The organism is Luteibacter aegosomatis (assembly GCF_023078455.1).
Taxonomy (GTDB): Bacteria; Pseudomonadota; Gammaproteobacteria; order Xanthomonadales; family Rhodanobacteraceae; genus Luteibacter; species Luteibacter aegosomatis.
On sequence record NZ_CP095740.1, the window covers coordinates 1,236,472 to 1,249,888 of the forward strand.

19 protein-coding genes are annotated in these 13,417 nt (G+C 64.0%); all 19 read left to right on the forward strand.

Annotation, left to right across the window (positions count from 1 at the left end):
• Positions 1-9 precede the first annotated feature (9 nt).
• Positions 10-333 (forward strand): hypothetical protein, encoded by a 324-nt coding sequence (locus L2Y94_RS05655; RefSeq protein ID WP_247373650.1) that lies wholly within the window; start codon positions 10-12, stop codon positions 331-333.
• A complete protein-coding gene (locus L2Y94_RS05660) occupies positions 330-581 on the forward strand; it encodes a DUF7940 domain-containing protein (RefSeq protein WP_247373651.1) in 252 nt (83 codons plus the stop codon). Before L2Y94_RS05655 ends, L2Y94_RS05660 begins: the two co-directional genes overlap by 4 nt.
• Positions 578-949 (forward strand): hypothetical protein, encoded by a 372-nt coding sequence (locus tag L2Y94_RS05665; RefSeq protein ID WP_247373652.1) that lies wholly within the window; start codon positions 578-580, stop codon positions 947-949. Before L2Y94_RS05660 ends, L2Y94_RS05665 begins: the two co-directional genes overlap by 4 nt.
• Entirely contained in the window at positions 925-1,200 is a 276-nt protein-coding gene (lysC, locus tag L2Y94_RS05670) for an Rz1-like lysis system protein LysC (RefSeq protein ID WP_247373653.1), read from the forward strand. The genes L2Y94_RS05665 and lysC overlap by 25 nt, the downstream gene beginning before the upstream one ends.
• A gap of 2 nt (positions 1,201-1,202) precedes the next feature.
• The gene (locus L2Y94_RS05675; RefSeq protein ID WP_247373654.1) at positions 1,203-1,826 is read left to right on the forward strand and encodes a hypothetical protein; all 624 of its coding nucleotides are present in this window, start codon (positions 1,203-1,205) and stop codon (positions 1,824-1,826) included.
• A 130-nt stretch (positions 1,827-1,956) separates the two neighbouring features.
• The gene (locus L2Y94_RS05680; RefSeq protein ID WP_247373655.1) at positions 1,957-2,562 is read left to right on the forward strand and encodes a hypothetical protein; all 606 of its coding nucleotides are present in this window, start codon (positions 1,957-1,959) and stop codon (positions 2,560-2,562) included.
• Positions 2,501-4,588, forward strand: coding sequence for a phage terminase large subunit family protein (locus L2Y94_RS05685; protein WP_247373656.1), 2,088 nt, complete (start codon positions 2,501-2,503; stop codon positions 4,586-4,588). Before L2Y94_RS05680 ends, L2Y94_RS05685 begins: the two co-directional genes overlap by 62 nt.
• An 8-nt stretch (positions 4,589-4,596) precedes the next feature.
• Positions 4,597-4,854, forward strand: a complete 258-nt coding sequence (gene gpW, locus L2Y94_RS05690; RefSeq protein WP_247373657.1) for a gpW family protein — start codon at positions 4,597-4,599, stop codon at positions 4,852-4,854.
• Entirely contained in the window at positions 4,854-6,506 is a 1,653-nt protein-coding gene (locus L2Y94_RS05695) for a phage portal protein (protein ID WP_247373659.1), read from the forward strand. The genes gpW and L2Y94_RS05695 overlap by 1 nt, the downstream gene beginning before the upstream one ends.
• The gene (locus L2Y94_RS05700; RefSeq protein WP_247373661.1) at positions 6,503-7,363 is read left to right on the forward strand and encodes a S49 family peptidase; all 861 of its coding nucleotides are present in this window, start codon (positions 6,503-6,505) and stop codon (positions 7,361-7,363) included. The genes L2Y94_RS05695 and L2Y94_RS05700 overlap by 4 nt, the downstream gene beginning before the upstream one ends.
• 28 nt (positions 7,364-7,391) lie before the next feature.
• A complete protein-coding gene (locus L2Y94_RS05705; protein ID WP_247373662.1) occupies positions 7,392-8,045 on the forward strand; it encodes a hypothetical protein in 654 nt (217 codons plus the stop codon).
• A 35-nt stretch (positions 8,046-8,080) separates the two neighbouring features.
• Complete coding sequence (locus tag L2Y94_RS05710) at positions 8,081-8,779, forward strand: head decoration protein (protein ID WP_247373663.1); 699 nt, start codon at positions 8,081-8,083, stop codon at positions 8,777-8,779.
• 67 nt (positions 8,780-8,846) lie between these two features.
• Complete coding sequence (locus tag L2Y94_RS05715) at positions 8,847-9,893, forward strand: major capsid protein (protein WP_247373664.1); 1,047 nt, start codon at positions 8,847-8,849, stop codon at positions 9,891-9,893.
• A 1-nt stretch (position 9,894) separates the two neighbouring features.
• Complete coding sequence (locus L2Y94_RS05720) at positions 9,895-10,224, forward strand: head-tail joining protein (protein WP_247373665.1); 330 nt, start codon at positions 9,895-9,897, stop codon at positions 10,222-10,224.
• Positions 10,221-10,850 (forward strand): hypothetical protein, encoded by a 630-nt coding sequence (locus L2Y94_RS05725; protein WP_247373666.1) that lies wholly within the window; start codon positions 10,221-10,223, stop codon positions 10,848-10,850. Before L2Y94_RS05720 ends, L2Y94_RS05725 begins: the two co-directional genes overlap by 4 nt.
• A gap of 9 nt (positions 10,851-10,859) precedes the next feature.
• A complete protein-coding gene (locus tag L2Y94_RS05730; protein WP_247373667.1) occupies positions 10,860-11,078 on the forward strand; it encodes a DUF2635 domain-containing protein in 219 nt (72 codons plus the stop codon).
• Positions 11,075-12,580, forward strand: a complete 1,506-nt coding sequence (locus L2Y94_RS05735; RefSeq protein WP_247373668.1) for a phage tail sheath subtilisin-like domain-containing protein — start codon at positions 11,075-11,077, stop codon at positions 12,578-12,580. The genes L2Y94_RS05730 and L2Y94_RS05735 overlap by 4 nt, the downstream gene beginning before the upstream one ends.
• A gap of 63 nt (positions 12,581-12,643) precedes the next feature.
• Entirely contained in the window at positions 12,644-13,021 is a 378-nt protein-coding gene (locus L2Y94_RS05740; RefSeq protein WP_247373669.1) for a phage tail tube protein, read from the forward strand.
• A gap of 3 nt (positions 13,022-13,024) precedes the next feature.
• Positions 13,025-13,318: a phage tail assembly protein gene (locus tag L2Y94_RS05745; RefSeq protein WP_247373670.1), complete on the forward strand. Its 294-nt coding sequence runs from the start codon at positions 13,025-13,027 to the stop codon at positions 13,316-13,318.
• Positions 13,319-13,417 lie beyond the last annotated feature (99 nt).

Below are 13,417 nucleotides of genomic sequence, written 5' to 3' on the forward strand. Positions count from 1 at the left end.
GATGACCTGATGGATATCAAGCGAAGCGAAGACGGGACCCTGCACTTCAAGCTCGGACCGATCGAGCGCATCGCGCTCATCGCGAGCTTCGCGCTCCTGACGTTCCTCATTGGATACGTCTTCCACTCCTTTGACAGCCGCCTCGAGGCCCAGGACAAGACCATGCAGACGGTCGTGACGGCTCAGGCCGTCACGAACGCGCAGCTGCAGACGCTGAGCCAGCAGCTATCGGACATCCCGGGCCTCACCCGGCAGATGGCCGAGATGAAGGTTCAGACCGACCGGAACACCCAGGACATCCACGAGCTGCAATCGGTGAGGCACCTGAAATGAAGCTCGTCGACGACGCTCGCTACTGGTGGAAGTGGCACAGCACCTACGTGTTCGCCGCACTCGCGGTGCTGCCCGAGGTGTGGCTGAACTCGCCCGAGTTGCAGGCACTCCTTCCCGTGTGGCTCGTGGCGAAGATCGCGCCCGTCATCGGCGTCCTCGGCTTCTTTCTGCGCATCCGCGCCCAGGGTCAGCGCATCGAGCCGCCGAAGCCCACCGTTCCGCCCAACGAGGAGCCGAAGGCGCCATGAACAAGCTGTACGCCTACACCACCGCGGCGCTTCTCCTGGTGATCGCCATCGGCGCGACGGCCTGGCGCATCGATTACCTGAGCAACGAGCTCACCGAGGCACGCAACGCCCTGACCACCAAGCAGACCGACCTGGACACCTGCGCCGGCGCGCTGGTGCAGGCCAACGATGCCACTGCGCAGGCCGAGGCCAAGGCGGATCTGATGCGAAGCCAGGCGCAGACCCTGATCGACGGCGCCGCGTCCCGGAAGGGAAAGAACACCGCCGCCGGCGCCGTGTTCGCCCAGAAGGTGACCGCCAGCGCCAAGGCACCTGATTGCCATTCCGTCCTGGAGGCGGCGCTATGTCCCGCGCTCTCTGGTTACTAATCGCCTGCCTGCCGCTCACCGGCTGCCCGGAGACGAAGGCGCCGGTGCCCATGCCCAAGGTCGTCCGGGTCGAGGTGCCAGTGTATGTGGCGATCCCGGCCGCGCTGACCCAGGACTGCCCGATCGCGGAGCCCACCTCGCTCAAGGTCGAGGAGGCCGTACGTGTCGCCAATGCCCGCAAGGTCGCTCTCCAAAACTGCAACGCCGATAAGGCAGCAATCCGCGCCATCGGAGAGCAGGCTGGCAAGTAGCCATGCCGATCGAGATCAACATTCGATCGAACCTGAAAGAGATCACCAAGTCACTTTCGGATCTCGCCTACCGTCAGGTGAACTTTGCAGCTGCCCAGGCCATCAACGACTTGGCGCGGCAAGTCGCCGTAGCGGAACGCGACAACATCAAGGCGACCTTCGAGAAGCCCAAGCCCTTCACCGTCAATGCGGTTGGAGTGAGCGGGGCAACGAAGCGCACGCTGACGGCCGTGGTGTACGTCAAGCCTATTGCTGCGCGATACCTCGCGCCGTATGAGGAAGGTGGCGTGCACAAGCTGCCGGGTCGGGCTCTGTTGAATCCGAAGAACATTCGGTTGGACCAATACGGACAGCTGTCGCGCACGGTGCTTCGTCGTCTAAAGGCTCGGCGTGACGTGTTCATCGGTCCAGTGAAGACCAAGGACGGCGAGGTCAATGGTGTGTGGCAGCGAGTGCCGGCGCGCCGCAAACAGCCCGCTACCCTCAAGCTGCTGATCCGATTCGGTGATGCGATCGAGGTGAAGAAGCGGCTGGGCTTCGGCACGACCGGCCGCGACATCGTCGAGCGCGGGTGGTCGGGGGCATTCGACCGGGCGATGGCCCGGGCGCTGGCGACCGCCCGGTGACGGCCGCGGCCGGCCAGGGGGTGGGTAGGTCACGGGTCCTTCCTGGTCGATCAGGCATCGTGGGCATTGCGCGCCGCGATGAGTCACCGGCTCTAGGCTCAAAAAGTTGTCCGCAGGATTGTCCGCACCCATGGCCGAGCTGATCACCGTCCGCGAGTTCGCCAGGCGCGAACAGTGCGATGAGAAACAAGTACGCCGCGGGATCGAAAAAGGCTTGTTGGTCAAGGACTCGTCCGGCCTTCTCGATGCCACCCAGGTTGGCGGACCTTGGCGCAAAACGAATAGGCGAGGTCGCGACTCGGCGGCGGCGAAGGCTGCGGACACTTCGAATAATGTCCGCACCGATGTCCGCACCCCGGATGTCCGCACCCCGCTGACCGTCGAAGACGGCGAAACGATCGATGAAGCGGCCATGCGCATCGCGCTGGCCACCGCGCCGTTCCCGCGCGCTGAGGCGGAGCGGATCAAAGAGAACTACCTCGCGCTCCTCAAGAAGCTCGAGTTTGAACAGAAGGAGGGAAGCCTCGTTGAACTGGCTTTGGCCGAGAGGGTGTTATTCGAAGCCTCTCGTGCCGCGCGCGACTCCTGGCTGAACTGGCCCACACGGGTTGGTCCGCTCGTGGCCGCCGATCTTGGCCTTGAGGCCGATCGCGTCACCGAGGTCCTGACGGGGTATGTCCACCAGCAGATCGACCAGCTTGGCGACCCATCCGCTGACTTCACTGAGCAAAGCTGATCGACTTTGGCTGGCGTACAGGAAGGGATACACCCCGCCGCCGCGCATAAGCGTTCCGCAGTGGGCCGATACCTACCGTCGACTTGCGAAGGGCGCGGGAAGCACGTCGGGGAATTGGCGGACCTCGACGGTTGAGGTCGGCCGAGGGCCGGCGCTCGCTGTCACCGAGCCCGGTGTACACATCATCACGGTGATGGTGAGTACCCAGCTCCTCAAGACGGCACTTCTCGAGAACATCTTCGGATTCCATGCTCACTTGGACCCCTGTCCGATGCTCCTTCTTCAGCCGAAAGAGGACGCGGCCGAGCAGTTCTCGAAGGAGCGAATCACACCGCTGATTCGCGCGACTCCTGTCCTGCGGGACGTGATCTTCGGAGGGAGGTCGAGGCGTGCCGATGAAACGCTGCTCTACAAGCCGTTCAGCGGTGGGTTTCTCGCTCTGGCGGGTGCAGGTAGTCCTGACAACTTAGCTCGCCGCCCGGTTCGCCTGGTTCTTGCCGACGAGATCAACAAGTACCCGATTACCCGAGAGGGTGATCCGCTCATGATTGCCGATGAGCGAACTGCCAGCTACGGAACGAACTGGCTTTCGGTTCGCGCCTGCTCGCCCACAGTAGAGGACGAGTGCCGGATATCGGATAGCTACGCCGACTCGGACCAGCGCCGAGCATCTGTACCATGTCCGCATTGCGGTCACAGGCAGTTCCTCGACTTCTTCAAGCACGTCGAGTGGGACAAGGACGGATCAACGCACAACACGAAGTCCGCGCGCATCTTCTGCGAGGCCTGCGGTTGCATGTGGTCCGAAGGCGAGCGGCTCCGTGCTTTGCAGGCCATCCGTTGGCACCAGACGAAACCATTCACGTGCTGTGGCCAGCGCCACGTTCCGCTTGACGAGTACGAGGAGGCCTGGAAAGGCGACGGGTCTTCGGCGATCGACCTCATTTGGAAGTGGTGGGAGTCAGATCGACACGCGGTCTACAGAGTCATCTGCCCGTCGTGTGGCACGTTCGCTGTCGACAACACTCATGCTGGCTTCCAGGCCAGTAAGCTGTACAGCCCATGGGCAAAGGACAAGCCATCAGACATTGCTCGGAAATGGGTGCTAGCGAAGGACGACGAAGATAAGAAGCAGGTCTTCTGGAACACCCAGCTTGGCCTGCCATACCGCCGGCATTCAGGGCGCGAGATCCAGATCGAATCGCTTGCGGCCCGCGCCGAGCGGTGGGCTGGCGACGTTCCGGAATTCGCGGCGATCCTCACGGGTGGCATCGATGTCCAGGACTACCGCGTCGAGATCGAGATTGTTGCCTGGGGGAAGAACGAGGAATCATGGTCGATCACCTATCACGTGATCGATGGCGAGTTCAGCGACAAGCGCGTACAGGATCAGCTCGACGAATTCCTGAAGAGGACGTGGTCAAGGGCAGATGGTCGCCAGTTCGAGATCATGGCGGCGTGCATCGACTCTGGCGGCCATCACACGCAGGCTGTCTACGACTTCTGTAAGGCTCGGATCGGTCGTCGCATCTGGGCGGTAAAGGGTGAATCAGCCCGCGGCGGAAAGCGGTCGCCGGTATGGCCCACGGCGCGACCGTCCAATAGGAACAAGAAGTCGTATCGACCGGTCATCATCGGCGTAAACGCGGCGAAGGACACGATTTCAAGCCGCTTGGGCAAGACCAAGCCGGGGCCGGGCTACATGCACTTCCCCGTCGACCGGGACTTGAACTACTACGCCCAGCTGACCGCGGAGCGGTCCGTTCTGGTCACCAAGGGCGGCCAGAAGTACCGCGTTTGGGAATTACGCCCAGGCCGAGCCAACGAGGCGCTCGACTGCCGCGTCTACAACTACGCCGCCTTGTGCGGCCTGTTGCACTTCGGTCTTGCGCTCAATAAGCGTGCCGAAGAGGTTCAACTGACCATGGGGCCGCCCTTGGAGCTTGCCGCGGATGGCAGCCAAGGCCATCCGCCAACACCCAAACCTGTCCAGAAGCGTCGCTCCCGCGTGGGGCGTATGGCTTAGGAGTGATCATGTCGTTCGTCCCGCGCACCAACAACCTGACGGGTGTCCCGCGCGAGACCCTCCAGAAGTGGCTGGCAGATGCCCAGCAGGCGTACCACGACCTGAGCACGGGCGCCAAAGGCGAGAGCTACAGCTACACCCAGGGCGACGGAGCCAAATCCGTCACCTATACGCGCGCGAGCATCGGCGATCTACAGGCCTACATCCTTGGGCTTCAGTATGCGCTCGGGATTCGCCGTCGCCGCGCTATTCGGGCCATCTTCTGATGACCGGTCTCGTTGATACCCGTGGGCGTCCGCTGTCGTCGGCGCCCCCGAAGGCTCATGGTAGCCTCGGCGTCGATCATCGGACGGAACATTACGGGCGGTCGGTCTTCCCCTATGAGGCCGCGAACATCGCGACCCAGGAGATGGGCGACTGGCTGCCGTGGATTCGTTCGCCTGATGCCGAGATCAACCAGTTTCGCGACCGCATGGTCGCGCGGAGCCGCGATCTCGTCCGCAATGACGGGTGGGCTGCCGGCGGCATTATCCGCATCCTGGATAACACCATCGGTGGCGCCGTTCGCCTGTCGGCGAGCCCCGACTACCGAGCCCTGGCAGCACGAACTGGCATCAAGGCCTTCGACGCAGGCTGGGCGAACGAGTTTCGGAAGACAGTAGAGGCGCTATGGCGCGCCTTCTCGGATGACGTCGGCCACTACAACGACCTGTCGCGACGACTGACCGTTTCGCAGCAGATGCGCCTCGCATTGCGGCACAAGCTGGTCGATGGCGATTCGCTCGTCGTCAATTACTGGAAACCTGGTCGCGTCGGACGCGGCGGGGCCCGGTATGCGACGTGCTATTGCGTGGTGGACCCTGACCGTCTTTCGAACCCCTACCAGATGGTGGATTCTCGCCATCTGCGTGGCGGCGTCGAGCTCGACGACGACCAGGCGCCGGTGGCATACCACATCCGGAAGGCGCACCAGAACGACTGGTACAACGCTCTCGAAAGCATGGAATGGGAGCGGGTGGAGCGCGAGGACGAGGACGGGTGGCTTCGCGTCATCCATGACTTCGAGACCGACCGCGCAGGACAAAACCGTGGCGTGGGAATATTCACTCCCGTCCTGGCTCGCTTCAAGATGCTCGCGCGCTACTACGGCGTGGAGCTGCAGGCCGCGACGATCGCTGCGACGTTCGGCACGTATGTCACCAGCCCGTTTGATCCAGCGCTCGTCGCTGAGGCCCTGGACGCCGATGCCGAGCTGTCCGCCTATCAGGACCTGCGCAAGGAGTGGCACGACGAGCGGCCGGCGATGCTCAACGGGGCCCGTATTCCGACGCTTGCTCCTGGCGAGGACATCAAGTCGGTCTCTTCGACGCACCCGCACGGCAACTTCATAGGCTTTGCCCAGGAGATGATGGGCACGTTCTCGGCTGCATCGGGCGTATCCAGGGAGCAGATCACGCAGGACTGGTCCAAAACGAACTACTCGTCGGCGCGTGGCGCCCTCCTCGAGGCATGGAAGACCCTCACCCGCCGGTTCGGCGAGTTCAAGGTCGGAACCGCGAACCCCATGTACGCAACGTGGCTGCACGAGGCTATGGATCGGGGGGAGCTTCCGCTGCCGAGTGGTGCACCTGATTTTCTCTCCGAGCGGTCGAGCTACTCGCGTTGCGACTGGCTGGGCGTTGCGCGCGGTTGGGTGGATCCCGTCAAGGAGAAGCAGGGAGCGATCCTAGGCATGGACGCTGGACTTTCGACGCTCAAGCGCGAGTGCGCCGAGCAGGGCCTCGATTACGAGGAAGTCATCCAGCAGCGCGCCGCCGAAGTTGATCTTTTCAAGGAGCACAAACTCCCGCTTCCGCAGTGGTTTAGCGGGAGCGCCGAGGACGCGTCGGATCCCATGAAGGAACCACAGCCGCAATGAAAAATCTGCCACATTTGGCCCAGCGCCTGTTCAATACGCCGCTGGCCATCCTTCCTCAAAAGGCAGAGGTCGTGATGGCAGCGCTCGCCGATCGCTTTGGCGTGGCCAAGCTATTTCGCGGCAATGGCGAGATGGTGGCGCTCGATCATTGGGACATGGGCGACGAGCCTGCTCCCGATCGCTGCTACGAGGTGGTTGCCGGCATCGCTGTGATTCCTGTTACCGGTACGCTGGTCAACAAGCTTGGCACCATGCGTCCCTACAGCGGCATGACCGGCTATGACGGCATTCGCGCCAATCTGAGCATGGCCCTGGCCGACGATGCCGTTCGGGCGATTGTGCTCGATGCCGAGAGCCCTGGCGGCGAGGTTGCCGGCTGTTTCGACCTGGTGGATGACATCTACCGGGCCAGGGGCGACAAGCCCATCTGGGGCATCCTGACCGAGAGCGCCTATTCGGCCGCATACGGCATCGTCAGCGCGTGTGACAAGGTGATCGTGCCCCGAACCGGAGGCACCGGATCGGTCGGCGTCATCAGCATGCTGACCGAATGGTCCAGGGCCCTGGACGAGCATGGCATTACGGTCTCGATCATCAAGTACGGAGATCGAAAGGCCGACGGAAACGAAGCCATTCCGCTGTCGCGAGAGGCTCGTGAACGGTTCCAGGCCGACGTCGATGCCATGGGTGACCTCTTTGTGGAGACGGTCGCGCGCAATCGGGGCCTGTCGGTCAAGAAGGTGCGCGGCACCCAGGCAACGACTTTCCTCGGCGCCAAGGGCGTCGATATCGGCTTCGCCGACGCCGTGATGGCGCCGAACGAGGCATTCCGCTCCCTGCTCGCCGAGCTGGGCTGATCTGCAAGCAACTGCACCCGAGGTTCACATGACCAAGATTGCCACCCGCGTGGCGAGCGCGCTTTCGTTCGCCCATCTCACCGGTCTCGGCCGGAGCAGCGCGAAGCGCGCGCGTGCCGAGGACGATGAGGACAAGAAGGCCCGTCGGGCGCAAGAGGAGGATGACGAGCAGGACGAGCGCTCGGAGGGCGACGACCCGGATGCCGAGGACGACGATCGTCAGGATGACAAGCAGTCGCGCCGGGCCCGGGCCGCCGACAATCCGGACGATGATGAGGACAAGCCCTCGTCGAAGAAGGCCAAGCGCGCCAAGGCCGATGGCGATGACCCGGAGGACGATCCGGACGCCGAAGATGATGACGACGAGGAAGAAATGAACGGTTCGGGAAGTGCGGCGAAGGCACGCGCCCGTGAGCGCGCTCGCTTCGCCGCCATCTTCAGCTCGAAGGCGGCGGCCCGCAACTTGCCGCTGGCGATGAGCCTGGCCTGCAACACCAGGATGACGCGCAGGCAGGTCATCGCGGTACTTCGGGACGCCCCCGCCGCGCAGGCTTTGTCCGGGGTCAACAACCACCGCGAGTCCCGCAACCCGAACCTGGGTACCGATCGCGGCGAGTCGAGCCGCCAGGCCTCCGTCGCGAGCTCCTGGGACGCCGCGATGAAGAAGGCCCGCGGCGTCTAACCGCCTACCCCTCACTCTCAAGGGAGCATCCTCACATGACTTACACCCCCCAGACGCCGTTGCGGGAAACCCGCCATCCCGGCGGCTTCCTCGTCTCCCAGGCCAACGGCCATCTTTCGATCGACGAAATCCTGGTGAACGGCGGCCACGGTCGCCTGCAGCCGGGAACCATCCTCGCGAGCGCTGCGACGACCTACGCCGGGACCGGAGCGGCGGGCGAGGACAACACGGGCAACGGCACCATCGGAGCCATTGCGATCACGGCCCCGGCGATCGCGGGCACCTACACGGTGACGCTGATTTCGGACACGGAGTTCACGGTCACGAATCCGAACGGTGAACCCGTCCCGGCTCGCGGTGGCACCGTTGAGTTCCCGGACGACGATGGTGTCGTGGTCGGCCCGGGAACGGTCGGCGAGGTTTTCAATTCCGAGGGCGTCGGCTTCCTGATCACTGCGGGTTCCACGGCCTTCGTGGAGGGCGATACCTTCACGGTGGCGGTGACGGCCGCCGGAGGTGGCTGGGCGCCCTTGGCTTCGTCCACCTCGGGAGCGACGGGCTACGGGATCCTTTACGGCGTCGCCGATACCACCAACGGTCCCGCGCCGGCCGCTGCCGTCGTCAGGCAGGCCGAGGTGAACCTCGCGGAGCTGGTATGGGATGCCTCCCTCACGGCCGCGCAACAGGATGCTGGACTCGCCTCGCTCAAGACCCAAGGCGTGATCGCTCGGTAAGCGTCCGCACTTCCACACACCCAGAGAAGCCCGCGTAAGCGGGCTTTTTCATTTTCAGGAGCCGCAAATGGCCAGTCTGGACGTATTCCACCAGGACATCTTCTCGTCGATCTCGCTCACCACGGCCGTCGAGAAGCTTCCGTTCCAGCCCACCGGTCTCGGTGAGCTGAACCTCTTCAATCCGAACCCGATCCGCACCACGGCGCTGGCCGTCGAACAGCGGCAGGGCAAGCTGACGATCATCCCGTTCAGCGAGCGCGGCGCCGAGGGTAAGCAGCGTGAGACCGAAGAGCGCGAGGCCCGCTACTTCAAGGTGCCTCGCTTGATGACCTCGGACACCATCACCGCGCAGGAAATCCAGGACATTCGTGCCTTCGGAACCGAGAGCGAGCTGATGCAGGTGCAGGCGGAAGTCGCCCGCCGTCTCAACGGCCCCACGGGCCTGACGAGCAACATCGAATTCACCTGGGAATACCACCGCCTCGCCGCCATCCAGGGCATGCTCCTCAACGCCAATGGCGACGTGAAATACGACTGGTTCGAGGAGTTCGGCATCAAGCGCCCGAAGACGATCGTCTTCAACCTGAAGCTGAATGCCGACGGTTCGGCGGTGGCTCCGGCGAAGCTGCGTCCGCAGTGCAACGAGATCGTGCGCGCGATGTCCCGTCGTTCGCAGGGCGCGTTCCTGCCGACCACGGAGGTCTATGCGCTTTGCGGCGACGATTTCTGGGATCAGCTGACGAACCATCCCGACGTCACCAAGACGTACTACAACTGGGCCGCTGCGGAAGAGCTGCGCAAGGGCCAGGCGTTCCAGGCGATGCGCTTCGGCGGCATCAACTGGTTCAACTACCGCGGCTCGGACGACAATGCGACCATTGCCGTCAAGACCAACGAGGTCAAGTTCTTCCCGAAGGGTGCTCCGGGCGTGTTCGACGTGGCCTATGCGCCCGGCGAATCGTTCGAGTGGGTGAACACCCCTGGCAAGCCGATCTACGTCATCCCGATCCCGGACCGTGACCGCAACTCGTTCTGGAAGATGGAGGTGTACAGCTACCCGCTGCACATCTGCACCCGTCCGGAGGTACTCCAGAGCGGCGTGCTCGCCGAATAGCATGGCCGTCGACTGGGACAAGCACGTACTGGGTCCCCTCGCTGGCGTTTTCGCCGAGCCCGCGGAGTACATCCCGCGAGTCGGCGCTCCCTACGCCATCGAGGGGATTTTCGACAGCGCCTACAAGGATGTGGACCTGATCGATCCGCAGGTCGATACGACCACGACCAAGCCGGTGATCGGCGTGCGCCAATCCATCTTTCGGGCCTACCCCGAGCAGAACGACAAGGTGCGCATTCACAGCGTCGGGTCGCTCTTCATCGTCAAGGAAGTCAGGGATGACGGCCACGGCGCCATCAAGCTGATGCTCGCCGATACGGGGTTGCCATGACCGATACCGCACAGCTTCGGGACATCATGGTCACCGCGCTCAAGGGCGCGACCGACATAGGCGACAACGTTTTCCCGATCCAGGACTGGGCCACCTGGTCAGGATCGTATCCGGTGGCGTACTTCCAGGCGCCCGAGGAGTACATGGAGTCGCTGGGTAGGCAAGGGGCACCGCAGTTCACGGTCACCGCCACGCTCACGCTGATGGTGCGTATTGAGCGCCCGGCGCAGGTGGACAACCAGGGCACGGTCAATACGCAGGTCGCTCTGGAAGCGATCAAGGGCCAGGTTTTGCGTACCTTGATCAACTACCCGCCGCTGCAGCAGCTGATCCAGCAAGTGCCCTTCATCCGGAGCCGGATCGACGTCGACGGAGAGGGCGCCAAGAACCTCGGCGAGCTTTCGATGCAGATCGGCCTGGAGTTCTACCAGGGGCCGGAGGACTTCTACCCCATCCCGACCGATGTGCTGGAGGAGTTCACAGTCACCGTCGACTCGTCCAACGTGTTCGATCCGACCGGTACCTACCCGGACCCGCCATTCCCCGATGCCGTGCGGCCTGCTCCGCGCACCGAAGGCCCGGACGGCCGTGCCGAGGGTGGCCTCGATATCACCTTTCCACCATAGGAGCGCCGCATGCGCGTCTACCCCAAGCCCGGGATGCGGGTCCGTGATCCCGTGAAGCGTGACTATCTGCCCGACGATGGCCGCGATGTCGACGATGCCGATCTTTACTGGCTACGCCGGTTGGCGGACGGCGACGTCGTCGACGTGGCACCCAAGGGCGCCGGCGCATCGCGCGCGCGGAACGCTGTTTCGACCGACCTGACCAATGACGGGAGCCAGACGGCATGAGCGTCCCCTTCAGCCACATCCCCCAGAATCTCCGCGTCCCGCTGTTCTACGCCGAGGTCGACAATTCCCAGGCCAATTCCGGGCAGCAGACGCAGCGGGCCCTCGTCATCGGCCAGATCACCGGCGATGGGTCGGCCCCGGCCGGCGTGCCGTTCCTGAGCCAGGGCGCGAGCGATGCCATCGCCAAGGGTGGCCAGGGCTCCATGCTGGCGCTGATGGTGGCCGCCTACCGAGCGTCCGATGACTTCGGCGAGCTCTGGTGCCTTCCGCTCGCCGACGCCGCTGGCGCCACCGCTGCCGCCGGATCGATCGCGTTCGCTGGTACGCCGACGGCGACGGGCGTCCTCTCCATCTACATCGCGGCCTCCCGGCTCACCCCTGCCGTCACCGTGCCCGTATCGGTCTCGGATACGGCGGCGTCGATCGCGACGGCTGTCGCCGCGGCCATCAATGCGGCGGCAAATCTCCCCGTCACCGCCGCCGTCGACGGCACCACGACCAGCAAGGTCAACCTGACCGCCCGAAACAAGGGCTTGGCGGGTAACGACATCGACATCCGGATGAACTTCGGGGGCGCGCAGGCCGGCGAGGCTACGCCGGCGGGTATCACGGTGACGATCACGGCCATGACCGGCGGGGCGACCAACCCGACGCTGACGACTGCGCTCGCCAGCCTTGGCGATGAGCCGTTCGACTTCATCGTGTGCCCGTTTACCGATACGGCGTCGCTGGACGCGCTCAAGGCGCTGCTCAGCGACTCGACTGGCCGGTGGAGCTGGTCGAACCAGGTCTACGGGCACGTCTTCACTGCCAGCCGCGGCACGGTCGGCGCGCTGACGACCCTGGGCAATGGCCGGAACAACCAGCACGAGAGCATCCTGGGGTTCAACGACTCGCCGACACCTTCGTGGCTTTGGGCGGCCGACTATGCCGGCGCCGCCGCGGTGGCGCTGCGCGCCGACCCGGGCCGCCCCCTGCAGACCATCGCACTCAGCGTGGCTCTCGCCCCGCCGGTGGCCTCGCGCTTCATGAGGACCGAGCGCAATACGCTCCTGTGGGACGGCATCTCGACCTTCACCGTTGCCCAGGACGGCACGATTGCGCTCGAGAACGTCATCACGACGTACCAGAAGAACGCCTTCGGCCAGCCGGACGACAGCTACCTCGAAGTCGAGACGATGTTCCTACTGATGTTCGTGCTTCGGGACATGGCGGCACTGATCACCTCGAAGTACGCCCGCGTCAAGCTCGCGAACGACGGGACGCGCTTCGCCCCCGGCTCGGCGATCGTCACGCCGAGCATTATCCGGGCCGACCTGATTGCCGAGTTCCGGACGCTGGAGGACCAGGGCGTCGTGCAGGGGGGCGATGCCTTCGCGCAAGGGTTGATCGTTCAGCGCAACGCGACCAACCCGAATCGCCTCGATGTGCTCTGGCCGGGCGCCCTGATCAACCAGCTTCGCATCTTCGCGGTGCTGGCGCAGTTCCGCCTCTCGGCATAACGCCGCTTCACCTAACCCATCAAGGCCGCCTCCGGGCGGCCTTTGCATTTCTGGAGACAAGAGATGGCGGGAAACAATAACAACCGTCTGGCGGGCACCGTGTACGTAACGGTGGATGGGCAGGATTACCCGCTCGTCGGCTCCTTCGAGTACAGCCCCGCGCTGGTCACTCGCGAGACACTCACGGGCAATGACAGGGTCCACGGATACAGCGAGAAGCCGGTCGCGCCGCACATTGCCGGAACGATCCGCGACTCCGGCGGACTCAGTGTGGCGGCCATCAACGCCATGACCAACGTTACCGTCGTCGCCGAACTGGCGAACGGGAAAATCATCATCGGCCGAAATATGTGGACGGTCGAATCGCAGACGAGCAAGCAGGACGACGCCACCATCGAGGTTCGATGGGAAGGTCCGACTGGCTCGGTACAGGAGTCGTAAGACATGCATGAAGACGAAATCACTATCGAACTCATCAAGCCCGTTTTGATCGGAAAGGGTGAGGGCGCGATCGAATACACGGAGCTGAAACTCCGTGAGCCGGTAGCCGGTGAGCTGGAGAAGGCATCCATGGCGTCCACCGCCATCGGCTCGCAGATCACGCTCATCAGCCTGGTTGCCAAGGTGCCGCGCGGCGCCGTCGAGAAGCTCTGCCAGCGTGACCTGCAGGCGGCGTCGAGGGTCCTGAACAGTTTTACCGACGGTGGTCAGGAGATCCCGACGGATGGGGACGACTGATCGCCGAGGTGACGAAGTTCTACGGGTGGGGTCCTGAGCATGCGCTCGGACTCACCCTTGATCGCCTGGAATGGTGGTACGGGCACGCACTGAGGATGA